This is a genomic window from Arthrobacter sp. E3, from assembly GCF_017353415.1.
Lineage (GTDB): Bacteria > Actinomycetota > Actinomycetes > Actinomycetales > Micrococcaceae > Specibacter.
In genome coordinates, this window is the sequence record NZ_JAFMPX010000029.1 from 17,989 (window position 1) to 40,597 (window position 22,609).

The window sequence follows — 22,609 nt, forward strand, 5'->3', positions numbered from 1 at the left end:
CGAGGACACCAAGAGCGACAAGGTTGTAGCTGGCGTTTCACACGTCATGCTCACCTTGTGGGCGCTGATGGTGCTCATCCCTCTTGGCTGGACCTTGCTGTCGTCCTTCAAAACGACCACGGAAATCTTTGCGTCCCCGTTCTCACTTCCAGCCGTGTGGAAGTTTGACAACTACATCAGCGCCTGGAATACCGCAGGCATTGGCACGTACTTCTTCAACACGGTCATTGTGGTGGGCTTCGCGCTCGTCATCGTGATGGTGCTGGGAGCCATGTGTGCCTATGTCCTGGCCCGCTACGTGTTCCCGGGCTCGCGCGCCATCTACTATCTGATGCTCGCCGGGCTGACGTTTCCGATCTTCCTGGCAATTGTGCCCTTGTTCTTCATCTTGAAAAACATCGGCCTGCTGAACACGCTGCCGGGCCTGATCCTCGTGTATGTGTCGTTCGCTCTTCCCTTCACCGTGTTCTTCCTGTTCTCCTTCTTCAAAGCACTCCCCAAAGAGATTGCCGAAGCTGCACAGATCGACGGGGCCGGTGAATGGCGCACGTTCTTCCAGGTTATGCTGCCCATGGCCAAGCCGGGGATGGCGTCCGTTGCCATCTTCAACTTCCTTGGCTTGTGGAACCAGTACTTGATTCCCGTGGCCATCAACACCAACCCGAAGAACTACGTGCTGTCGCAGGGCATCGCCGCCTTTGCCGGCCAGCAGGGCTACGCAGTGGACTTCGGTTCACTGTTCGCTGCAGCCATCATTGTGGTTTTGCCTGTTTTGGTCATGTATATCCTGTTCCAACGCCAGCTCCAGGGCTCGGTGTCGGCAGGAACCATGAAGTAGAAACTACATTCCCAGTGCGAATGGGGAGTAGTTGCCAATATTTTACAAAAACATTGGCAACTACTCCCCTTTCGAATTTCCTAGGGGTGGCCCGCGTTACCCAGGGCTGATTGACGACGGCGGTATGCAGCCACGTGGGCACGGTTGCCGCAGTTGCCGGTATCGCAATACCGCCGCGAGCGGTTTTTAGACAGGTCTATGACCATGGCGCTGCAGTCAGGGGCTTCGCAGACTTTCAGGCGGCTCAGTTCCTTGGCTCGGATCACGTCCACTAGTGCCATTGCGGCTTCCACCCCCATGCGCTGCGCGAGAGGCGCAGCGGGGGCCGTGGCATGAAGGTGCCAGTCCCATTGGTCATGCTTGACGAGCTGCGGCAGTGCCTGTGCGCGGGACAGGAGCTTGTTGACCATGGCCGCAGCCGTGTCCTCATCTGCGGTGAAGATGGTGCGCAGTTCTGCACGCATGTCCCGCACGGCTGCAACTTCAGTGGGTGAGTGCTCACGTGAACCGGTAAATTGTTCGCGCACCACAAAGTCGTCAAGCTCCGCCACGGTGGCCATCGAGTCTGGCCCAGAAGTGCTCCCGTCGGCGTCCACTGTGCTCGGTGCGGTATTGATGAGGTTGACGGCAGAAAGCAGGGCCACCTCGGTGTCATGACTAAAGACCATATTGACTCCTGACATTCCTAGGGCGTAATGTCATTAGTCTAACGCTGATCACTGCTGACATACGGAACATCCATGACCACTGCAAAAAACCCGTCCCTCGAATCCGCTGCTGCAACGCGGACGGCGATGGCCTCTCCGGCCCTGCTGCTGGCGTTTGTCTCAGCAGCCGCCTTTGCCCTGTCGGGCCCTTTTGCCAAGTCACTGTTCGACATTGGCTGGTCACCCGGCGCTGCCGTGGCAGTCCGCATTGGCGGCGCCGCCGTCGTGCTGTTGATACCCGTGATCATCACCCTTGTGCGGCGCTGGTCAGACGTCAAGGGGTCGCTGGGTAGAATAGCCATTTACGGGATTGTGCCCATCGCCCTGTGTCAGCTGTTCTATTTCAATGCCGTCCAACACGTCTCCGTGGGTGTGGCGCTGCTGCTGGAATACCTCTCACCGGTGCTGCTGGTGGGCTGGGTGTGGCTGAGCACCCGCCAACGTCCGCGGATACTGACAGTCATCGGGGCCATGAGCGCCATGTCCGGACTGGTGCTGGTGCTGGACCTGGCCGGAAGCCAGAAAGTCAGTGTCGAGGGGATCCTGTGGGGGCTGGCGGCGGCTGTGTGCTCGGCAGTGTACTTTGTGATGTCCGCGCGCTCCGGCGACAACGTCCCACCCATCCTCATGGCGGGTGGCGGCATGGTGGCTGGTGCCGCGATGATCATCGGGCTGGGCGTGACGGGACTGCTGCCGATGGCCTTTGCCTTCGGCAGTCCCGTCTTTGCTGGAGTGCAGGTCCATTGGCTGGTCCCCGTGTTGGGGCTGGTGCTGGTCACCACAGTGCTTGCCTACCTTGTTGGCATCGTTTCCACGCGCGGGCTCGGCTCGAAGGTGGCTTCCTTTGTGGCCTTGTTTGAGGTTCTCTTTGCCGTGATCTGGGCGTGGCTCCTGCTGGGCGAGCTGCCGCGTGCCATCCAGCTGATGGGTGGCGTTGCCATCATGTTCGGTGTGGTCCTTGTTCGGCTGGATGAATTGCGTGGATGGCCTCGACGCGGTCCGTCCTACGCGGTTGAACTTGACGCCGTTGATTTTGACGCGGTGGACCTTGAGCCGGTGGAACCACTACCGGCCGAAACGCCGCAGCCTTAGCGAGTTGGCCACCACTAGCACCGAGCTGGCGGCCATGGCGCCACCTGCGATCATGGGGTTGAGCAGGCCAAGGGCGGCCACGGGAATGCCTATGGCGTTGTAGAAGAAGGCCCAGAACAAGTTCGTCTTGATGGTTCCGAGCGTCTTGCGAGAAAGCGCAATGGCCGTGGCCACCTGACCCAGATCGTTGCCCATGACCGTCAGGTCGGCAGCCTCGATGGCCACGTCCGTGCCTGAACCCATGGCAATTCCGAGGTCGGCCTGAGCCAGTGCCGCTGCGTCATTGACGCCGTCGCCGGCCATGGCTACGGTGGCTCCGTCAGCCTGCAACTGTGCAACAGCAGCAACCTTGCCCTCGGGCAGCACCTCCGCATGGACGTCCTCGGCTGCAATCCCGACGGCTGCAGCCACTTGGAGTGCCACGGCCATGTTGTCGCCCGTGAGCAGGATGGGACGCAGGCCAAGTTCCTTCAGCCTGCTGATGGCAGCCTCGGAGCCCGCCTTGATGGTGTCCTTGAGCGCGATCAGCCCCACAGCCTCACCGTCAACAGCTACCCAGATGGCCGTTGTCCCGCGCTGTTGCTGATCGATGAGGGCGGATTTGGCTTCGGCGGTCAGGACGACATGGTTTTCTTCCAGCCAGCCAGCTCGGCCTGCCAAGACCGCGCGGCCTTCGATGCCAGCGCGTACACCACCACCGGGTGAGGACGTGAAGTCAGTGACTTCGGGCAACGTCCCCGCGTCGGCTGCATGGGCGGCGATGGCATGGGCGATGGGGTGCTCGCTATGGGATTCCACGGCTCCTGCAAGGCGCAGGACGTCCGCGGCTGGCACCTGGGTGAGGGGAACGACGTCGACCACGCTCAGCTTGCCCTCGGTGACGGTGCCTGTCTTGTCCAGCACGATCGTGTCAACGGTGCGGGTGTCCTCCAGGACCTGCGGCCCCTTGATGAGGATGCCAAGCTGGGCGGCCCGGCCGGTGCCTGTCAGCAGGCCGACGGGTGTGGCCAGGCCCAGAGCGCAGGGGCAGGCGATGATCAAAACGGCGACGGCGGCCGTGAACGCCGATTGGAGCTCGGCCGAGCTGATCACTGGCAGGCTAAACAGCAGCCAGAGGCCGAACGTCACGACGGCAATGATGAGCACGACCGGCACAAAGACTGCACTGATCCGATCTGCTAAGCGGGCGATCGGAGCCTTGCCGGCTTGGGCCGTGCTGACGAGTTTGCCCATCTGGGCAAGCGTGGTTTCGCTGCCCACACGGGTGGCACGGATAAGGAGGCGGCCCGAGGTGTTGATTGTGGCGCCGGTGACGGGCTCGCCCACCGAAACGTCCACCGGCACGGATTCGCCCGTGATGAGTGAGGTGTCCACAGCGGAACTGCCGTCGGTGACGACGCCGTCCGTAGGAATCTTTTCGCCAGGGCGGACCACAAAGATCTCATCCACGGCAAGCTCGGCCGCGGGAATCTTGACCTCGATGCCGTTGCGCAGCACCGTGGCCTCCTTGGCGCCCAGTTCCAGCAGTGCCTTGAGGGCATCGCCAGCCTTGGCCTTGGCCTTCGCTTCCAGATAGCGCCCCAGCAGCAGGAATGTCACCACCACTGCTGAAACTTCAAAGTACAGCGGCGCGTGGCCCTCCATGGCGCTACCGTGGGCTGTCAACATCGGATCCATGGCCAGGGTGACGGCTGAGAACAAGAACGCAGCGCTGACGCCGATGGAGACAAGCGTGTCCATCGTGGAGGAAAAGTGGCGGGCGTTGATGGCGGCCGCACGGTGGAACGGCCAAGCTGCCCACGTGACAACGGGCAGGGTCAAGATGCCCACAACCCAGCCCCAATGTGGGAACTGTAGGGCGGTGAACATGGAGAACAGGAAGACCGGGATGGTCAGGATGGCGGCTGTGACGAGCAGGGGAAGCAGCGTGGCAGCAGTGCCGCCGTGTGCCTTGTGCTCCTGCGCTGCGCTTTCGGGGTTGGCATCCGCACCGGAGCCTTCCCGGGTGGCACCCGGGTGGGGGTTGGTTGCGGGCCGGCTACCGGCGTCGTGCTTCAACGTGGCGCTGTAGCCGGTGGCCTTGACGGTGTCGAGGATCTGCTGGTTGCTGATGCCGGCCGGGACTGTGACCACGGCTGATTCCAGCGGGAGGTTCACGGATGCGCTGACGCCGTCGAGCTTGCCCAATTTGCGTTCCACCCGGGCCACGCAGGAGGCGCAGGTCATGCCCTCAATGTCGATTTCGACTGTGCGCGGGCCCGGTGTGGCGGTTTGGGACAGAATATCTGCGGCACTCACGGCGATCCTTAGTGTGGGTTAGGCGTTGTTGGCGACGACGAGGTAGCCGGCTTCAGCGACGGCTTCGCTGATTTCGGCCGGATCAAGCGTCAGGGTGGACGTGATGGTGACCTCGGAAATGCCGCCGGAGTTCAGGTCCACGGAGACGTTTTCCACGCCCTTGAGCTCGGTTAGTTCTTCAGTGACGGAGCTGACGCAATGTCCGCAGGTCATGCCGGAAACGTTGACGGTGGTGGTTTTGCTCATGGTGCTAACTCCTTAGTAGGCGGGAAATGGCGGCGGTGGCTTCTGTGACCTTGTCCGAGACGATTTGCGGATTGCCGGTCTCCAGGGATTCGTTGGCGGCCCCAACCACGCAATGGGAAATGTGATCCTTGAGCAGACCGATGCTGACAGCGTGCAGGGCCTTGTTGACGGCTGCCATCTGGGTGAGGATGTCAATGCAGTACTTGTCTTCCTCGATCATTCGGGCAATGCCGCGCACCTGACCTTCGGCGCGCTTGAGGCGGCGCAGGTATCCCTGCTTTTCTTCCGAGTAACCCCGGGACTGTTCGTCGCTGTCCATGACTTAACCATATACCCCCATGGGGTATCCGCAAAGTGTGGTTGGGTCACAGTGGAGGTGGGCCAGTGAATGAATGTTACCGACGGGTTGCCCCTTGCTGCCCCGAGCCTGCCGTGTTCGAATTCATAGCATGACAAACACTGAAGCGAAGCCAAAAGGAAGCCAAGTGACCCTGCTTGCAGTGGGCACCAAAAAGGGATTGTGGTTGGGGACCAGCACCGACCGCAGCAATTTCACGTTTACCGGACCGCACTTCCTCATGCATGAGATTCCCAGCATTGGCCTGGACACCAGGGGTGGCCGCACCCGTATTCTGGTAGGCCTGCGCAGTGAACACTGGGGTCCCACGGTGGCGCACTCCGACGACCTTGGTGCCACGTGGAAGGAGCCTGAAAAAGGTGCCATCACGTTCCCGGAGGACACCGGCGCAGCCCTGGAGAGGGTGTGGCAGATACAACCGGATAGTGAGGGGTGCCCGGGCGTTGTTTGGGCGGGCTGTGAGCCCATTTCGCTGTGGAAGTCCACCGACGGAGGCGAACACTTTGAACTTAACCGTGGCCTGTGGAATCATCCGCACCGCACTGAATGGGGTGCCGGATTCGGCGGTGCCGCGGCTCACACGGTGCTGCCCAACCCTACGGATCCCAGCACCATCCACGTCGCCATAAGCACCGGCGGGGTCTATCGCAGCACCGATGCAGGGAGTCCTGGGAGGCACGGAATAAAGGGATCAGCGCCTATTTCATGCCGGATCCACTGCCGGAATTTGGCCAGTGCGTGCACAAAGTTGCTCGGGATCCCAATAGCCCCGATGTCCTGTACGCACAAAATCACCACGGTGTTTATCGCACGGACGACGCCGGCGCCAACTGGATATCCATCGCCGAGGGCCTACCTACGGACTTTGGATTCACCGTACTGACCCATCCGAGCCGCTCCGGTACAGCCTGGGTTGTGCCGATCATGGCTGACGGTGAGAGGATTCCCCCGCAGGGGCAGCTGGCCGTTCACCGCACGGACGACGCCGGGAAGTCCTGGACACGGTTGGCCGACGGTTTGGCGGAACCTGACTACAACGTGGTGCTCAGGGACGCCGCAGCCGTGGACACGGCAGAACCGGCAGGGCTGTACTTCGGCACCCGAGGCGGCTCCGTCTATGCCAGCGCCGATGAGGGCGGGCATTTTGCCGAAGTCCTCAGCCACCTGCCGGACGTACTTTGCGTCCGGGCTGCCGCCGTCGAACTTTAAGCCGTTGAACATGGGGGAGGGTGGCGTGGTTGGTGAAGTGACTGTGCTGGTGCCGCGCCTGCTGCAGCCTTTGGTGGATGGAAGGGAAGAATTGCGCCTCGACGTGGGAGTCGGTGCATCGGTAGAGGAACTGTTGGACGCCATTGGCTCCGAGTTTCCCGTTTTTGAGCGCAGGCTGCGTGATGAAACCGGAAATCTGCGCAGGTACGTGAACATCTACCTCGACGGAGAGGACGTTCGTCGGCTGGCCGGGCTGCAAACGAACGCAGCCGCTGGCCAGGAACTGATGGTCGTCCAATCCGTGGCAGGGGGTTGAGCGTGTCAAAACGCTGCCGTCCCGCAGTAGGAGAAAATGTGACCTTAACATCCTTAGGGGGACACTCACAGCATTCTGGTGGAGAATGGAAAGGATGACTCCCCCCAAAAACACTCCCAGCACCGCGCCAGCAGCATCCGTCGAGACCACCACGAGGACCCGGCCCGCCCGCCGTGTGTCACAGGTCATGCCCGCCACCGAGGGCTGGGATCAGGCGAAGAACCCAGCAGGCCGCCCGCTACTGCAGTTCAAGTCGCCGCGTGTCTCCCAGCCGCCGGTGCACCTGGCCGACTTGACGCTGCCCGAGCGGGAGGCGAAGTTTAAGGAGATGGGTCTGCCCGCATTCCGTGCGAAGCAGCTCTCAGTGCACTACTTCCAGCACTACACCACCGATCCCGAGCAGATGAGCGACCTCCCCAAGGACCGCCGCGCCGAGATCACCGAGACGATGTTTCCGAAGCTGTTGACGGAGATCAAGCGCCTCACCACCGACAATGGCGATACCGTGAAGTTCCTGTGGCGCCTGTTCGACGGCTCGCTCGTCGAATCCGTCCTCATGCGTTACCCCGGCCGCATCACCCTGTGCGTGTCCAGCCAGTGCGGCTGTGGCATGAACTGCCCGTTCTGTGCCACTGGACAGGCCGGTTTGACCCGCAATATGTCCACCGCGGAGATCCTTGACCAGATTGTCCAGGCCAACCGCGTCATCGCCGAGGGCGGGCTGGGGAATCTGCGTCGCGACGGCGGGCATGACGCAGAGCGTGTCACCAACATTGTGTTCATGGGGATGGGCGAGCCGCTGGCGAACTACAAGCGTGTCATGAATGCCGTGCACCGCATGGTTGCCGACGGGCCAGAAGGTCTGGGCATGTCCGCCCGCGGCATCACTGTCTCCACCGTGGGCCTGGCCCCGGCCATTAACAAACTGGCGCAGGAAGGCCTGGCCATTACGTTCGCGCTGTCGCTGCACGCTCCGGACGATGAACTGCGCGACGAGCTCATCCCCGTCAACGACAAATGGAAGGTGGATGAGGTTCTGGACGCCGCCTACAACTATTACAAGGTCACCGGCCGGCGAGTATCCATCGAGTACGCGCTGATCAAGGACATGAACGACCACCCGTGGCGTGCCGAACTCCTCGCAAAGAAGCTCAACCAGCGCGGCCGCGGCTGGGTCCACGTAAACCCGATTCCGTTGAACCCTACCCCCGGCTCGATCTGGACATGCTCGGAGCCGCACGTCATGCAGGAATTCATCGACACGCTGATTGAAAACGGCGTGCCCACCACTCTCCGCGACACCCGCGGCAAGGAAATTGATGGCGCGTGCGGCCAGCTCGCCGCTGCTGAGTAGCGCACCCCAGCCGACGGGGTCCCATCCCCGAGGAAGGGGCCAAGTGGCGAGAAAGGCGTTTCGTTGCTGTCATGTGGCAAGTTGTCCCCGTCCGCAGTGAGGAAGGGGTGAATTTGCCCCGGTCTCACTTCACCTTGCGCGCAGTGACATAGGCGGTGGTGGAACCGGGCTCGATCTCGGTGCGTCCCGCGTCCTGGATGACGGGGCCAGCAGACTTCCGTAAACCTTTGCGGAACTCCTTCGCCGGCAGTTCCAGAATGCCCACGGGGAAACCGTCCGCCGCCCACGCCTCCACTACCGCAGGCTTGGACTCCAGCACCCAGGCGAAAAGCGCGTGCGCGGCCTGTGCGGCGGCCTTACCCGTAGACATGTCCAGGGAGGCGTTGAGCGCAATGTTCAACGGCTGTGGGGGCAGTGGATCACCGGTGGGCAGCGTGGTGCCTGAAACCTGCAGCTTGGCCAGCAGCTTCGGCAATTCCGCGGCGGGCATGGGAGGCAGGCCGATGGCGCTCGCCTGGCCAACGGTGGACAGCACATGTTCCGGAAACGCAGCCAGGACCCTGGCGAACATCTTCGCGTCGGCACGCCGGACCGACTTGGCAAAAGCGCCTGTCGCCCACTGCTGCCAATCAGGGTTGTCGGGGTCGCGCATGAACGCCTGGACGGATGCCAGCGCGGCGGCCGCAATGCCGTGTTGTTCGCTGGCCGGTTCCTCTCTGTCGACAAGCAAAATGATGGGCTGGACCAATTCGTGCAAACTGCGTTCGGTGTATTCACTCACCCATACAGCGTAGGGGCATTGGCGTGTGGGAAGCTGGAGTTTGGCCCTTGCCGGCCGCACACGATGTACAAAAAGTTGTCACCAAGGAGCGCCCATGCCCAAACCACTCACCGTTGCCGCCCGTGCGAATGTGCAGCCGTTTGCCGTCATGGACATCTTGGCGCGCGTGGCCGAGCTTCGCGCGGATGGCCGTGACGTTGTTTCGCTGTGTGCGGGGGAGCCTGGTGGAGGGGCGCCCAGCGGTGTTTCAGCCCGGGCCGCAGAGCTTCACGCCTCAGGCACGGCGCTGACCTACACCCCGGCACTGGGCCTGGCTGATCTGCGCCAAGCCATCGCAGGGCACTACAAACGCTGGTACGGAATTGACGTGCCTGCGCGCAATGTTGCCGTCACCACCGGTTCGTCCGGCGCCTTCATGCTTGTTTTCCTGGCAGCGTTCAACCCTGGCGACAAAGTGGCCCTGGCCCGTCCAGGCTATCCGGCCTATAAAAACATCCTGAAGGCTTTGGGTATTGACGTCATTGAGCTCGACGCCGGGGCAGACTCCCGATTCCAGCCCACCCCCGAGATGCTGGCGGCCGCAGTTGCCAAACACGGTCCGTTGGCGGGCCTCGTGCTGGCCTCGCCTGCCAACCCCACCGGCACCATGGTCTCCCGGGACGAATTGGCCGTGCTAACAGATTGGTGCACAGAGCAGGGGGTGCGCCTGGTGAGCGATGAAATTTACCACGGCGTCACGTACCCGGACACCGGTGCGGCCGATCCCCGCGGTGTGTGCGCCTGGGAGCTTGACCGCTCTGGCGTGGTCATCTCCAGCTTCTCCAAATACTGGGGCATGACCGGTTGGCGGCTCGGCTGGGCGATCGTGCCCGACGACCTGATCCAAGCAGTCGACGCCCTGGCCGGAAATGTGGCCCTGTGCCCGCCCGCACCGGCACAAATTGCGGCGGTGGCGGCCTTCAGCGAGGAGTCCTACGCTCAGGCCGACGCGGCCGTAGCCGAGTTTTCCCGCACCCGCGACTACGTCTTGGACAAAGTGGCCGATCTGGGCTGGGTGGATGCCGCCCCGGCCGACGGCGCGTTCTACTTCTACGCCGACCTGGGCCCTGCGCTCGCAGGTTACAAGGACTCGGTGGAGTATTGCTCCGACCTGCTTGAAACTGAGGGCGTGGCGCTGGTGCCAGGCACTGATTTTGACGGCGTGGGTGGGGGCGCGGCAGTTCGGCTGAGCTTCGCCGCCGGGTACGACGCCGTCCACGAGGCACTGGAGCGGATCGAAAGGTTCCAGCGGGCTTAGGCGGGTAACGGCTGGTTTAGGTGGGTTCAACCACCGGCGGCACCCCAGCTGCGCTTGAAGCGCAGTTGGGGTGCCGCCGTCGTACTTTGTTTGGAGACTACTTCTTCAGGTGGTCTACCAGAGACTCGGCGATGCCAATGTACTTGCCCGGTGTGAGTGCCAGCAGGCGAGCCTCGGCGTCGTCGGACAAACCAAGGCCGGAGACGAACTCCTGCATGCGGGCGGCGTCCACGCGGTGTCCGCGGGTCAGGTCCTTCAGTCGCTCATACGGGTCTGCCATGCCCGGAACCCCGGCAATGGCTTCGGCACGCATGACCATTTGGATGGCTTCGGCGAGGACTTCCCAGTTGTGGTCGAGGTCATCGGCAAGCACGGCCTCGGCCGTGTCCAAACGGTCTAGGCCGCCCAGTACGTTGTTGATGGCCAGCAGGGAGTGGCCAAAGGCGACCCCGATGTTGCGCTGGCTGGAGGAGTCGGTGAGGTCGCGCTGCCAACGGCTGGTGACCAACGTGGCGCCGAGGGTGTCCAGCAGGGCGTTGGAAATCTCCAGGTTTGCCTCTGCGTTTTCAAAGCGGATCGGGTTGACCTTGTGCGGCATGGTGGAGGACCCGGTGGCGCCCGGAACTGGGACTTGGGCGAAGTAGCCGATGGAAATGTAGCTCCACACATCCGTGCACAGGTTGTGCAGAATGCGGTTGAAACGGGCCATGTCAGCGTAGAGCTCGGCCTGCCAGTCGTGGGACTCAATCTGCGTTGTCAGCGGGTTCCAGCTCAGGCCGAGGGACTCCACGAAGCCCTTGGCAACGGCCTGCCAATCTGCGGCGGGGACGGAGGCGTAGTGTGCCGCGTAGGTGCCGGTGGCGCCGTTGATCTTGCCCAGGAATTCAGTCTTGGCCACGCGGTCCAACTGACGGTTAAGGCGGTGGGCCGTGACGGCCAGCTCCTTGCCCAGTGTGGTGGGGGTGGCAGGCTGGCCGTGGGTGCGGGAGAGCATCGGGACAGCGCGGTTTTCTTCGGCCATGGCCGCAATCTTTTCCACGAGCATGCGGGCCGCCGGCAGCCACACATCCTCCACTGCGCCCTTGATGCCGACAGCGTAGGAGAGGTTGTTGATGTCTTCACTGGTGCAGCCAAAGTGGACCAGCGGCTTCAAGCGGTCCAAGCCAAGCGCGGCAAGGCGGTTGCCGATGAAGTATTCCACAGCCTTCACATCGTGCACCGTGACTTTTTCAATGTCCGCCAGTTCCTGCACGGAAGCGGCATCAAATTCGCTCACAATGGCGCGCAGCCCGGCCTGCTGGTCGGCCGTCAACGGCTCGGTGCCGGGCAGGGTGTTGTTGCTTGTCAGGTGGATGAACCACTCAACTTCCACGCCAACGCGGTCACGGTTCAATGCAGCCTCGGAGAGGTAGTCCACCAACGGTGCAACGGCACCGGAATAGCGGCCGTCGAGGGGTCCCAAGGCAATGCGCTCGGAGGAAGCGGCCAACGACAGGCGGCCGGAAGGGATGCGGGATGCGGGGTGTGTGGATTCAGACATGGGCCAATTCTTTCATGAACCGCCAATTCCTCCACAGCGGAGGTGTGCAGGCTGTGCTTCCACAAAATGATGGCTGGCTGTGGCAGTGAACAGCAGGGATTCCTAGGCTTGTATCGAGAACTCAAAAAGGAGGCTTCGATGAGGAACCCATGGTGGCCGGAACCGGGGCTGGGTGGGGTTGGAGAGTTCGGAGGGGTTGCGGGGCTGGGTAGGGATGCGGTGCGGAGCATCCCATCTGCCGAAGCGGTGGCCGTCGTGGCGCAGCGGATGTCAGGCATTGCACAGGAGATGGAGGTCCTTCGAAGACAGATGGCGGGGCTTGAGGCAACGGACTGGCATTCCGCTGCCGCCACGGCGTTTCGCCAGTCCCTGTCCGCCTGCAGCATGGCACTGGCGGGTGCTGTTCGGAAGGTTGAATCCGCGGCTGCGTCAGTCGGAAGTTACGGCACCTTCTTGCAGTCCTCACCGGCGTCGTCCGTTCAAGGTGAACCATGTGCGGCGCCGAACGCTCAGTGGCCGCAGGGAGCCGGGTCCGGGACGCAATTCGGGCCACGATTTAGCCAAGGGTTCGGACCGGACTGGGGCGCAGGGTTTTAGTCGGGTGCGGTGGTGAGGAACAGGGTTGAGGAACCGGGTTGTGGAACAGGGTTGGGAACTGCTTTGAAAAGCGGGGATGGGGTGCAGAGCACATGGGGCACGATGCAGGTACTGAAACCTCCTTTTCCATTGAAGGAGGTGTAGGATCCATCAGCTACACCTTGGCAGAGATAACGGATGCGGGGGCTCGGCTGGCCCGGTTAGCCCAGCAGATGGATCCGCTGGTTGACCGGCTGCAATCGGAGTGGCTGTGGTTGACTGATGCAGCCCAAGGCGCGCCGGTCTTTCCGTACGGGCCATTGGAAGACATTCAAAATGCGCTGTGGTCCTGCAAAGCTGCGCTGGCAGACACCGCCGGACTGGCAGGGAGAGCCCGACAGGCCAGCGCGAATTATGCTCTCGCGGAAGCGCAGGCCATCAACATGGCAGCATTGGCAAGCAAGTTGGCGGCCTTGGCGGAGGGGCGCAATACCAGAAACCTGGCTCTCTTCGCTCCCTGGACTCTGGCGGTGAAGGCCGGCCGGATGGTGGAGGGTACCAAGCAGCAAGGGTTGCGTGACACCGAGGAGCAACTGCTCAACAATGGTGGAGCCACTGTTGCTGGTGCTCTGGGGACCGTAGCAAGCCTTGCGTACCTGATGTCCCAACTGAGTCGAGCTGATGCAACAACGTCAGGAACGCAGCCCGCCTACGTCCTGCGAAAATTCTTTGATGCAGCAGGTTTGACGCGAGCCGGACAGGTGTCTGTTCGTCGGGTTCCTGCCCAGGAATGGGATGTCAATGCAAAGCAATGGCCTCCTGGCCATGCGATGGCGGATCCGCGGGCCGGGGAGCCGTGGGAAGTTGAAGCCAGTATTCATGGCATGCTTGCTGGCAGCCACGACGCCTACGGGTATCCACCCGGCTCCATTGGGGTGGTCCGGGTGGTGCGTGCGGACGGGCAGATCGCATGGGTGGTGCATTTACCGGGAACAGAAGACTGGTCCACAGTGGACAGTACGGTTCCGTTCGACATGGAAGGCAATATGGAGGCCCTGACTGCCAAGTGGAAGGAACACTTCACGCAGAAGCAGGTGCTGGTGCAGGAACTCATCAAGTCAGCTCTTGAATCCGCGGGCGCACTGCCGGGTGAAGAGGTCGTCTTAACGGGGCACAGCGGAGGGGGGATTCATGCTGCCGCCGCGTCGGCAGACCCGGCCTTTCTGGAGCAGGTCAATGTCAAAATGATTGTCATTGCGGGTTCTCCGGCGAAGAATACAGGTGTTTCCGGCACAATTTCCGTAGTCAATTTAGAAAATGACAATGACATTGTCACTGCGGTGGACTACGGGCCTCCACCCGCCTCCCCGAACTGGGTGAGCGTTACTTCACACCGTCCACCGACTGTCAGTGGGGGAAGTTTGGGCACCGTCGTTGAGCAGGCACACTCCTTGGAGAACTACATGAAGGACGCAGCCAGCCTTGACTCAAGCGATGCCTCTGCCGTGCAGGTGCCTTTGGAGACTTTGCGAAACATTCTTGGAGCCGGCGTAGGAGTTGGCGCAGTGGTGAAGGGAACCAAGTTTGTCTATCAAGGCAAGGACTCCCCGGACCGGCCCAAGAAGACCAAACCAGCGGCCCCGCGCCCCGCGCCAGCAACGGGAGAGGACTACGCGCCGGGTTGGCGCTGACCGGTGCCTACCGGCGAGACTTCGACTTGCCCAGATTGCTGGTAAACATGGAGACAACGCTGATGATGAGAGCAGCGAAGATGGCCGTCCAGAAGAAATCGTCAATCGTGAACTGGATGGGGGTGAAGGTGCTTACCCATGCCGTCAACCACAACATAGCCGCATTCACAACGATCGTAAAAAGACCCAGAGTCAGGATGGTCACAGGCAGCGACAAAAACTTCACGATGGGTTTGACGAAAGCATTGACCACACCAAAAATAAGACCAATGAACAGATACGCCAGCATCGTGTTGATGATGTTCGCAGTCCCTTCTGGACCGGCCCCGTTATTGCTCACAATCGACGAAGAGGCAATGTGCATGCCGGGAAGAATCCAGGTGGCCAGCCAAAGGGCCAAGGCGTTTATTATTACTCGAACTACGAATCGGCGCATATGCTCATCGTTCCACAGTCTGGCGATAAAGAGCCTTCCCGGCTGGCGTAGGCTTAAGCTTGAGATATGACCGAGACAAACAGCACGGCACAATCCAGTGTGCACCCGCGGCCCGTGGTGGGCCTGCTGCCCAAATATGCGGCAGGTAAACCTCCAGAGGCCGTGCCTGGGCTGGAAAGCTTCAAACTATCGTCCAATGAAAACCCGTTGGGACCGGTGCCGGCCGTTCTGGAAGTGCTGCACTCGGCAAGCGGAGTCAACCGCTATCCAGATACGAGCTGCACACTGCTGCGCAACGCCTTGGCCGCGTTCTTCGACGTGCCCGCGGAAGACGTCGTCACGGGTGCCGGCAGCCTGGGCGCGCTGAACCAGATCCTGGCTGCGTTTGCTGGTCAAAACACTGACGGCGCCCAAGACGAGGTCGTTTACGCTTGGCGCTCCTTTGAGGCTTACCCCATCTGTGTGGGGCTGGCCGGGGCAAAAAGCATTCAGGTCCCCGTGCGAGCCGATGGCAGCCATGACTTGGATGCGATGGCGGAAGCCGTTACGAAGAACACCAAGGTTGTGCTGCTGTGCACGCCAAACAATCCCACCGGCCCGGCACTGTCTGCCCAGGATACTGAGGACTTCATTCGCAGAATCCCAACAAATGTGGTTGTCGTAGTTGATGAGGCGTACGCGGAGTTTGTTCGGGACGAGCGCGCAGTTGACGGCCTTGCCCTCTACCGCAAATACCCCAATGTCTTGGTGCTCCGAACATTCTCCAAGGCTCATGGCATGGCCGGACTTCGGGTGGGCTATTCCATTTCCCAGCCGGGCATCACCCAATACCTCCGAGCCGCGGCAACACCTTTTGCGGTCTCGAGCATTGCGGAGCAGGCTGCCGTAGCGTCGGTGGAGAACTACGCACAAGTTGTTCAGAGAGTGCAGAGCCTGGTGGATGAGCGCGACCGTGTCACTGCGGGACTCGCGGCTCTTGGCTGGTCCGTCCCTGACGCGCAGGGAAACTTCGTCTGGCTGGAACTCGGTGTCAACACCCAAGAGTTTGCGGCATTGGCCCAGAGCCATGCCCTGTCAGTACGGGCCTTTGGCGACGAGGGGGTCCGGGTGAGCATCGGCGAAACCGAAGCGAACACCCGGTTCCTTGAAATCTGTGCCACTTATACAAAAGCGCCACGACGTTCCTAGCGGTTAACAAGGCATGTTTTGCCTGTCTGTACCGATACAGTTGTAAATCGAAAACGAATATATATACACCATCAGGAATGCATTCCAGAGAAGGTATATATCGACACCAACGAGTCGGGACAGGGCTATTTGCCTCTGGAATTCGGCAGACGAGGAGACAGTATGGGCTCCGCCCAAGAAGCTGCTGCAGGGATAGTCCGCACGGACCCCGACGCCACAGATCCGTATGCATCTACGCGCCCTCATGCAGGGGAGTCTGCTGGTGTTTTGCGCAGCAGGGCTGTGGGGCCGCTGGAGGCCGTGCAGCTGCTTGATGAGCATGGAAATACCCACCACGACGCAACCTTCAGCCCCTATGTTGAGGCTTTGGACGCGGATGCCCTGCGCGGTTTTTACCGGGACATGGCCACCGTGCGCCGCTTTGACACCGAAGCAACTGCCCTCCAACGACAGGGTGAGCTGGCCCTGTGGGTCCCGGTTGTTGGTCAAGAAGCAGCCCAGATCGGTTCGGGGCGGGCCATGAACAAGGCCGATTATGCGTTCCCCACTTACCGTGAGCACGGTGTGGCACTAACACGTGGCTTGGACTTGGCTGACTTGTTGAAGCTCTTCCGCGGTGAATCCAATGGCGGATGGGACCCTCGAGAGTGCAATTTCCACCTTTACACGCTCGTGTTGGCAGCTCAAGTACCGCACGCCGTCGGCTATGCAATGGGAATCTCCCGCGATCTTGCGGCAGATCCCACCACCGAGCCAGCCGCTGTCACGGCATATTTTGGTGATGGTTCCAGCAGTGAGGGCGACGTCCACGAATCGATGGTCTTCGCCGCCTCCTACGACGCTCCCGTCGTGTTCTTCTGCCAAAACAACAACTGGGCCATCTCGGTTCCCTTTGAAGTTCAATCCAAGATCCCGTTGGTGAACCGTGCCGGTGGGTACGGCATCCCAGGGATCCGTGTTGACGGAAACGACGTTCTGGCCGTCTACGCAGTGTCCAAGTGGGCGCTTGAACATGCCCGCAACGGTCAAGGCCCTGTCTTCATTGAGGCCTCCACGTATCGTCTCGGTGCCCACACCACGGCGGATGATCCCACCAAGTACAGGATGAGCGCCGAAGAGGAATCCTGGAAGGCGAAGGAACCGCTGCTGCGCCTGGAGGCATACCTGCGCTCCGAGGGCCTCGCCGATGACGCCTTTTTTGAGCAAGTGAAGAACGACGGCGACGAGCTGGCTGCGCATGTCCGCAAAGCAACGCTGGCGTTGGGTGGGGCTGACATTCGACAAAAATTCGCCACCGTCTACGCCCAAGCACATCCCCTGGTCGCTGAAGAGTTGGCCTGGTTTGAAAACTATGAGGCTTCCTTTGGTGATGCCCAATCCCAGCCTTCCACCACGCAGGGCGGTGCAGCATGAGCACAATGACCATTGCCAAGGCCATCAACGAAGGCCTGAGAGCCACCTTGCGGAACGACCCCAAGAGTTTTTTGATGGGCGAGGACATAGGCTCACTTGGTGGCGTGTACCGCGTCACTGAGGGACTTAAGGCGGAATTCGGCGCTCACCGTGTCATGGATACGCCGCTGGCCGAGTCCGGCATCATCGGAACCGCCATCGGCATGGCCCTGCGCGGGCACCGTCCCATCTGTGAGATCCAGTTCGACGGCTTCGTGTTCCCAGCCTTCAACCAAATTACGACGCAGCTGGCAAAGATCCACACGCGCTCAGACGGCCAGCTTAGCGCGCCTGTGGTCATTCGCATTCCGTACGGTGGCGGTATCGGCTCCATTGAGCATCATTCCGAGTCGCCCGAAGCGCTGTTTGCGCACACGCCCGGCCTGCGCATCATCACCCCTTCCAACGCAAACGATGCCTACTGGATGATCCAGCAGGCCGTCGAGTGCAAGGATCCGGTAATCTTCTTTGAGCCCAAGCGCCGCTACTGGCTCAAGGGCGAGGTTGACACCGAAAATGCCCCGGGTGATCCTTTTAAGGCCCATGTGGTTCGCGAAGGCACGGACGCCACTTTAGTGGTCTATGGCCCGCTTGTGCCGGTAGCCCTGGCCGCAGCCAATGCGGCCGCCGAGGACGGGCACAGTGTTGAAGTCATTGACTTGCGCTCCATCTCCCCGATCGACTTCGATGCGCTAGAGACGTCCGTGAACAAGACTGGCCGGCTCGTTGTGGCCCATGAAGCCCCCACCTTTGGTGGCATCGGTGGCGAAATTGCTTCCCGTATCAGTGAACGCTGCTTTTATTCGCTCGAAGCCCCGGCAATCCGTGTGGGCGGGTTCCACATGCCCTACCCGGTGGCACGCGTTGAAGAACACTACCTGCCGGACATCGACCGCATGTTGGAGGCGTTGGATCGCGCCTTCGCATACTAGGAAGGCCGCACCATGTCGAACCTTTTCCTGTTCAAATTGCCTGATGTTGGCGAAGGCCTGACAGAGGCTGAAATCGTCTCCTGGAAGGTCAAGCTCGGAGACATCGTCGCCATCAACGACGTGATCGTGGAGATCGAAACAGCCAAGTCGATCGTCGAATTGCCTTCTCCGCACGCTGGGATGGTGGCCCAGTTGATGGTGGCCGAGGGTGAAACGGTGGAAGTTGGCACGGCCATCATCGCCATCGGCTCCGAAGTTGCGGCGGTGGACGCCCCCGTGACTCCTGCTGCTGCTCCAGTCGCCGCGGCTGATTCTGCCGACACTGACGTCATGAAGCCGCTGGTGGGCTCCGGTCCCAAGGCCGACGCCGTCAAACGCCGCCCGCGTCTTGGTGCGTCGTCCGCCGTGCACGTCCAAGCAGCACCTGCGGCAGCCCAGAGCGCAGTTTTGGTCGCTGCGCCGGCCAAGCCAAACCACGTGCTGGCCAAGCCTCCGGTGCGGAAGGCTGCCAAAAACCTGGGCATCGACTTGAATGATGTTTCGGCGACTGGTTTGCGCGGTGAAGTGACCAAGAAGGACCTGCTCAGCTACCAGGACCAACGGACAGCCGAGCAAGACGGGGCCGGTACATTTTGGGCACCAGCCAAGGGAAGCGGCCTAGCAGATGACCCGCGTGTGGAGCGCATCAAAGTCAAGGGCGTGCGCAAGGCAACTGCCAAGGCCATGGTGGAAAGTGCGTTCTCTGCCCCTCATGTGAGCATCTTCGTGGACGTTGACGCGTCCCGCACCATGGAATTCGTCAAACGCCTGAAAGTTTCCCGAGATTTCGAGAGCATCAAGGTCTCACCCCTGCTGATTCTGGCCAAGGCCGTGATTTGGGCGGCGGCACGCAACCCATCCGTCAATGCGACGTGGACAGGGGACGAGATCATCATCAAGCACTTCATGAACTTGGGCATTGCAGCAGCAACCCCGAGGGGGCTCATGGTGCCGAACATCAAGGATGCACAAAACCTGTCCTTGAAGGAGTTGGCCATTGCGCTGAATTCCTTGGCCGCCACAGCCCGCGCCGGTAAGACACAGCCTTCTGACATGCAGGGCGGCTCATTGACAGTGACCAATATCGGAGCCCTTGGCATCGACACCGGCACACCCATCATCAACCCCGGTGAGGTTGCGATCGTGGCCTTCGGCACGATCAAGCAAAAGCCGTGGGTCCTTGATGGTGAAGTCATCCCGCGCTGGATCACCACCCTGGGCGGTTCTTTTGACCACCGTGTGGTGGACGGTGACCTGTCTGCACGGTTCATGGCTGATGTGGCGGCGATCATGGAAGAGCCTGCGCTCCTACTCGACTGAACGGATTAACTGAGCCGATGGATCGATCTGAGTGTGGGACCTCCCAGCCCACTCATAAAAAACAGCCAGCTTGCGTCCCGGGGCATCCCAGTTCCAGGACACATGCTGGAACCATGAGGGAAGCCGAGTTCATGGCGGGCGGGCGCAGCCGCTCATCTGTTGGTACGTGGTTTCACTGGCAAGGCCGGGCCGCGGTGGCGCTGTTGATGGTGGCAGTGCTGCTGGTGGTTGCCTTCTCCGCCGTCGCCTATGCGGCCGTGCCGCCCAAGGGTGCTGTGACCGACGTTCACGTCGATATGATCGGCGATTCCCTCAGTACGGGGTTCAAAACTCCAGGGGTCACTTGGCCGGACCAGGAGCAGACGCTCATCGCCGACACGGGGTTGAAAGCGGATATTACCAACGCCTCGGAGAACGGTGCCGGCTATGTCCAGTCAGGGGAGGCTGGCGACGTGTTCTTGGATCTGGCTAACCGGGTCGTCAACTCGCAGTCGCAGGTGGTGGTCCTCTTTGGCTCCGACAACGACACCGGACAATCGGGACTTGCCGAGGCCGTACAAACGGTCTTGGATCGGGTCAAGGTGCTGGCTCCGCAGGCCAGAGTGATCATGGTGGGCCCCACGTCCGAATCAAATGACGCTGATGGGCAGCTGACTTCGATCATTTCGGCTCTTTCACAGTCAGCGGCCACCTACAGGGTGCACTTCGTGGACCCTGTAGCCCTTGGCTGGTTCCAGGGCGCGGATAACCAGTATCTGAGCAGCGACATGGAGCATCCCAATGCCGCAGGTGAAGCATACTTGGCTCAACACATGGAACCTGTTCTGGCGCCAGCAATAGCGAATGCCATGCATCACGACGGGTTGTGGGACGGTGCGTTCAGCAAGGCACGCCCTTAGCGGCACCTAAAGTTCACCCAAGGCACTTGCCAGCACGGGTGCCAGCCGCTTAACTCCTTCGCGCAGAGCCTCCGGCGGCACCGCACTGAAAGCCAAGCGCAGTTTGTTGCTGGGACCGTCGTCTGCAGAGAAAGCGGCACCCGGGACGAACACCACACCAGCATCGATCCCTTTGTACAGCAGTGGGTAGGTGTCGATTCCCTCAGGCAAGGTGAGCCAGACAAAGAACCCACCTTCGGGACGGGTCCAGCTGACTCCTTCAGGCATGAATTCATCAAGTGCGCCAAGCAGGGCGGCACACCGCTGGGCGTACAGTTCCCGGTAGGTGGCGATTTGTCCCTGCCAATCATATTTGTTCAGGTATTCGCTGACGAGAAGCTGATTGAATGTGGGTGGGCAAAGTGTGACCGCCTCACTGGCCAGGTAGTAACGCTGCTTGAGATGGGCTGGCACCAGCGCCCAGCCAATGCGCAGTCCGGGAGCAAAGATCTTCGAAAACGAGCCCAAATACAGCACGTCCTCGGGGTTTGCGGCGCGCAATGGCTGCGGCAGGACGCCGTCGAACTTCAACAGGCCGTAGGGGTTGTCCTCCAGCACCAAGATATTCGCTTCACGACATATGTCGACAATTTCCTGCCGACGTTCAGGAGCCAGCATCACCCCGGATGGATTGTTGAAATTGGGAATCGTGTACAGCAACTTGATGGTTTTGCCTTCGCCTTGCACGCGGGCGATGGTGCTGCGGAGCTCGTCCGGAATCAGACCGTGTTCATCTCCGGCAACAGGCTGGATGTCCACCTCATAAGCTTCAAAGGTGTTGAGGGCACCGACGTAGGTGGGGTTTTCCAGCAGGATCACATCGCCAGGATTGCAAAAGACCTTGGCGGCGACGTCCTGCGCGGACTGCGAGCCGGCTGTAATCACCACGTTGTCCGGGTCCGCGCCAACGATGCCCTCGGCTGCCATCACCTGGCAAATTTGGGTGCGCAGTTCCAAGGTGCCCTGACCTCCGCCATACTGCAGTGCTTCCAAACCATGCTCGGAAATGATGGCGGACGCTGTGGCTGCCAGCCGGTCCAACGGCAGCGATTGCAAGTAAGGATTGCCACCAGCCAGTGACACGAGACCCGGCTGCATGGAAATTTCAAACACATCACGCACAGCCGACTGCTTGATGTTGGCTGCACGGGAGGACAGCAGGGACTCGTGCCGGTGAGCAGATTGAACCGGCGCAGCTCCTTGCTGTGCCCTGACCAAGGCGTCGACGGTTTCTTCGGACAATGATTCGGCGGCTGCATTGGCGCCAGAGCTTGGAGTGTTCACGTGCTCAGGATATAACCATTGTTGCTAAATAGGCATCAAAAGTTTTTCCAAGGTGACTGCTATTTCAGACTCAGTGCCTCACTCAACGTTTTTCCATTGATGGTGATGGCCACGGGTGCGCCCGCTGCTTGCTGGGCCGTGAGGGAAAGCTGCTGTTCAACGCGTGGGATGTCGCATTCCCCGCCCATGGTGAGGGTGCCGGTCAGATGTGCGGTGACGGTGCCCCCGGAGCGGTCAATTGAATCCACCGTGAGCCGGGATTGCCACAGTGTGTTGACAAGCCCGGACTGGCCGATTTCTTCGGAGTGGTTCTCCAACAGGGTCCGCAACGCCCCCTCCACGGGGTCCGTAAAGCTGACTGCCGGGCTGGTCACGGCAACGGCGCTGTCACCGCAGCCCACCGTGGGACCCGAGGTCCCGCCGTCGGCCATGGCAATGTAAAACAACGTGACCGACGCGTTTTTGGGAAGCACGGTCGGTTCCATTGAATCCGTTGGAACGTTCGACGCCGGAGCCAGGGTTCCGCTGGTTGCCGAGGCCGGCGTCGTGGTTGCCGAGGCCGCGGTGGTGGCGGGGGCAGGCGCCGTGGCCGATGGCGTCGGATTGCCCGTGCAGCCAGCCAAAATCAAGGCCCCAGTTGCCAGCACTGCGGTGATTGACCACTTTCCCATGCTGCGCATGGCGACCTCCCGGTGAACTTCGGGGGACAAGCAATGT

The 22,609-nt window shown here is 61.1% G+C and carries 22 protein-coding genes and 1 pseudogene; 14 read left to right on the plus strand and 9 right to left on the minus strand.

All coding sequences use genetic code 11. The features are described from left to right. Positions 1-46: 46 nt before the first annotated feature. Entirely contained in the window at positions 47-838 is a 792-nt protein-coding gene (locus JMA46_RS12445) for a carbohydrate ABC transporter permease (protein WP_247647276.1), read from the plus strand. An 80-nt stretch (positions 839-918) separates the two neighbouring features. Here the strand turns inward: JMA46_RS12445 and JMA46_RS12450 are convergent, their stop codons facing one another. Next, positions 919-1,506 carry a CGNR zinc finger domain-containing protein gene (locus JMA46_RS12450; protein WP_207345667.1) on the minus strand — a complete coding sequence of 196 codons (588 nt, stop codon included), beginning with the start codon at positions 1,504-1,506 and terminating at the stop codon, positions 919-921. 72 nt (positions 1,507-1,578) lie between these two features. On the opposite strand from JMA46_RS12450, the gene JMA46_RS12455 reads away from it, so the two are divergent. Further along, positions 1,579-2,637 carry a DMT family transporter gene (locus JMA46_RS12455; RefSeq protein WP_247647274.1) on the plus strand — a complete coding sequence of 353 codons (1,059 nt, stop codon included), beginning with the start codon at positions 1,579-1,581 and terminating at the stop codon, positions 2,635-2,637. On the opposite strand, the gene JMA46_RS12460 is transcribed toward JMA46_RS12455, so the two are convergent. From JMA46_RS12460 to JMA46_RS12470, 3 genes are read right to left on the minus strand one after another with little or no spacing between them, the layout of a single operon-like run. After that, complete coding sequence (locus tag JMA46_RS12460; RefSeq protein WP_348770156.1) at positions 2,611-4,935, minus strand: heavy metal translocating P-type ATPase; 2,325 nt, start codon at positions 4,933-4,935, stop codon at positions 2,611-2,613. The two genes, JMA46_RS12455 and JMA46_RS12460, sit on opposite strands and share 27 nt — an antisense overlap. 18 nt (positions 4,936-4,953) lie before the next feature. Next, entirely contained in the window at positions 4,954-5,181 is a 228-nt protein-coding gene (locus JMA46_RS12465) for a cation transporter (protein ID WP_207345668.1), read from the minus strand. A gap of 4 nt (positions 5,182-5,185) precedes the next feature. Further along, positions 5,186-5,500, minus strand: a complete 315-nt coding sequence (locus tag JMA46_RS12470) for a metal-sensitive transcriptional regulator (RefSeq protein WP_207345669.1) — start codon at positions 5,498-5,500, stop codon at positions 5,186-5,188. Between the two features lie 130 nt (positions 5,501-5,630). On the opposite strand from JMA46_RS12470, the pseudogene JMA46_RS12475 reads away from it, so the two are divergent. The 3 genes and pseudogenes from JMA46_RS12475 to rlmN all read left to right on the plus strand — a co-directional run bounded on the left by JMA46_RS12475 (position 5,631) and on the right by rlmN (position 8,418). Next, positions 5,631-6,748: pseudogene (locus JMA46_RS12475) on the plus strand (exo-alpha-sialidase). A gap of 25 nt (positions 6,749-6,773) precedes the next feature. Then, complete coding sequence (locus JMA46_RS12480; protein WP_348770157.1) at positions 6,774-7,064, plus strand: MoaD/ThiS family protein; 291 nt, start codon at positions 6,774-6,776, stop codon at positions 7,062-7,064. Between the two features lie 187 nt (positions 7,065-7,251). Continuing rightward, positions 7,252-8,418: a 23S rRNA (adenine(2503)-C(2))-methyltransferase RlmN gene (gene rlmN / locus JMA46_RS12485; protein WP_247647278.1), complete on the plus strand. Its 1,167-nt coding sequence runs from the start codon at positions 7,252-7,254 to the stop codon at positions 8,416-8,418. Positions 8,419-8,542: 124 nt separating this feature from the next. On the opposite strand, the gene JMA46_RS17640 is transcribed toward rlmN, so the two are convergent. After that, a complete protein-coding gene (locus JMA46_RS17640) occupies positions 8,543-9,199 on the minus strand; it encodes a peptidyl-tRNA hydrolase (protein ID WP_207345672.1) in 657 nt (218 codons plus the stop codon). Between the two features lie 94 nt (positions 9,200-9,293). Between JMA46_RS17640 and JMA46_RS12495 the strand changes: the two genes are divergently transcribed. Continuing rightward, complete coding sequence (locus tag JMA46_RS12495) at positions 9,294-10,496, plus strand: aminotransferase class I/II-fold pyridoxal phosphate-dependent enzyme (RefSeq protein WP_207345673.1); 1,203 nt, start codon at positions 9,294-9,296, stop codon at positions 10,494-10,496. 97 nt (positions 10,497-10,593) lie between these two features. Here JMA46_RS12495 and purB read toward each other — a convergent pair whose 3' ends face one another. Continuing rightward, positions 10,594-12,036 carry an adenylosuccinate lyase gene (gene purB / locus JMA46_RS12500; protein ID WP_207345674.1) on the minus strand — a complete coding sequence of 481 codons (1,443 nt, stop codon included), beginning with the start codon at positions 12,034-12,036 and terminating at the stop codon, positions 10,594-10,596. A 138-nt stretch (positions 12,037-12,174) separates the two neighbouring features. Here purB and JMA46_RS12505 point away from each other — a divergent pair, with 138 nt between their 5' ends. Together JMA46_RS12505 and JMA46_RS12510 are read left to right on the plus strand one after the other, a co-directional pair. Beyond that, entirely contained in the window at positions 12,175-12,633 is a 459-nt protein-coding gene (locus JMA46_RS12505) for a hypothetical protein (RefSeq protein WP_207345675.1), read from the plus strand. A 92-nt stretch (positions 12,634-12,725) separates the two neighbouring features. Further along, on the plus strand, positions 12,726-14,303 hold the full coding sequence (locus tag JMA46_RS12510) for a hypothetical protein (protein WP_207345676.1): 1,578 nt from the start codon (positions 12,726-12,728) through the stop codon (positions 14,301-14,303). 7 nt (positions 14,304-14,310) lie between these two features. Here JMA46_RS12510 and JMA46_RS12515 read toward each other — a convergent pair whose 3' ends face one another. After that, entirely contained in the window at positions 14,311-14,739 is a 429-nt protein-coding gene (locus tag JMA46_RS12515; protein ID WP_207345677.1) for a phage holin family protein, read from the minus strand. A gap of 66 nt (positions 14,740-14,805) precedes the next feature. Between JMA46_RS12515 and JMA46_RS12520 the strand changes: the two genes are divergently transcribed. From JMA46_RS12520 to JMA46_RS12540, 5 genes are all read left to right on the plus strand, one after another. After that, entirely contained in the window at positions 14,806-15,927 is a 1,122-nt protein-coding gene (locus tag JMA46_RS12520) for a histidinol-phosphate transaminase (protein ID WP_207345678.1), read from the plus strand. A 162-nt stretch (positions 15,928-16,089) separates the two neighbouring features. Then, positions 16,090-17,340, plus strand: coding sequence for a pyruvate dehydrogenase (acetyl-transferring) E1 component subunit alpha (pdhA, locus tag JMA46_RS12525; RefSeq protein ID WP_207345679.1), 1,251 nt, complete (start codon positions 16,090-16,092; stop codon positions 17,338-17,340). After that, on the plus strand, positions 17,337-18,311 hold the full coding sequence (locus tag JMA46_RS12530) for an alpha-ketoacid dehydrogenase subunit beta (RefSeq protein ID WP_207345680.1): 975 nt from the start codon (positions 17,337-17,339) through the stop codon (positions 18,309-18,311). The genes pdhA and JMA46_RS12530 overlap by 4 nt, the downstream gene beginning before the upstream one ends. A 12-nt stretch (positions 18,312-18,323) precedes the next feature. Then, the gene (locus tag JMA46_RS12535; protein WP_207345681.1) at positions 18,324-19,670 is read left to right on the plus strand and encodes a dihydrolipoamide acetyltransferase family protein; all 1,347 of its coding nucleotides are present in this window, start codon (positions 18,324-18,326) and stop codon (positions 19,668-19,670) included. Between the two features lie 113 nt (positions 19,671-19,783). Further along, positions 19,784-20,569 carry an SGNH/GDSL hydrolase family protein gene (locus tag JMA46_RS12540; RefSeq protein WP_207345682.1) on the plus strand — a complete coding sequence of 262 codons (786 nt, stop codon included), beginning with the start codon at positions 19,784-19,786 and terminating at the stop codon, positions 20,567-20,569. A 6-nt stretch (positions 20,570-20,575) separates the two neighbouring features. Here JMA46_RS12540 and JMA46_RS12545 read toward each other — a convergent pair whose 3' ends face one another. Continuing rightward, complete coding sequence (locus tag JMA46_RS12545; RefSeq protein WP_207345683.1) at positions 20,576-21,892, minus strand: aminotransferase class I/II-fold pyridoxal phosphate-dependent enzyme; 1,317 nt, start codon at positions 21,890-21,892, stop codon at positions 20,576-20,578. Between the two features lie 59 nt (positions 21,893-21,951). Further along, positions 21,952-22,365, minus strand: coding sequence for a GerMN domain-containing protein (locus JMA46_RS12550; RefSeq protein ID WP_207345684.1), 414 nt, complete (start codon positions 22,363-22,365; stop codon positions 21,952-21,954). Here JMA46_RS12550 and JMA46_RS12555 point away from each other — a divergent pair. Further along, positions 22,340-22,588 (plus strand): hypothetical protein, encoded by a 249-nt coding sequence (locus JMA46_RS12555; RefSeq protein ID WP_207345685.1) that lies wholly within the window; start codon positions 22,340-22,342, stop codon positions 22,586-22,588. The genes JMA46_RS12550 and JMA46_RS12555 overlap by 26 nt on opposite strands. Positions 22,589-22,609 lie beyond the last annotated feature (21 nt).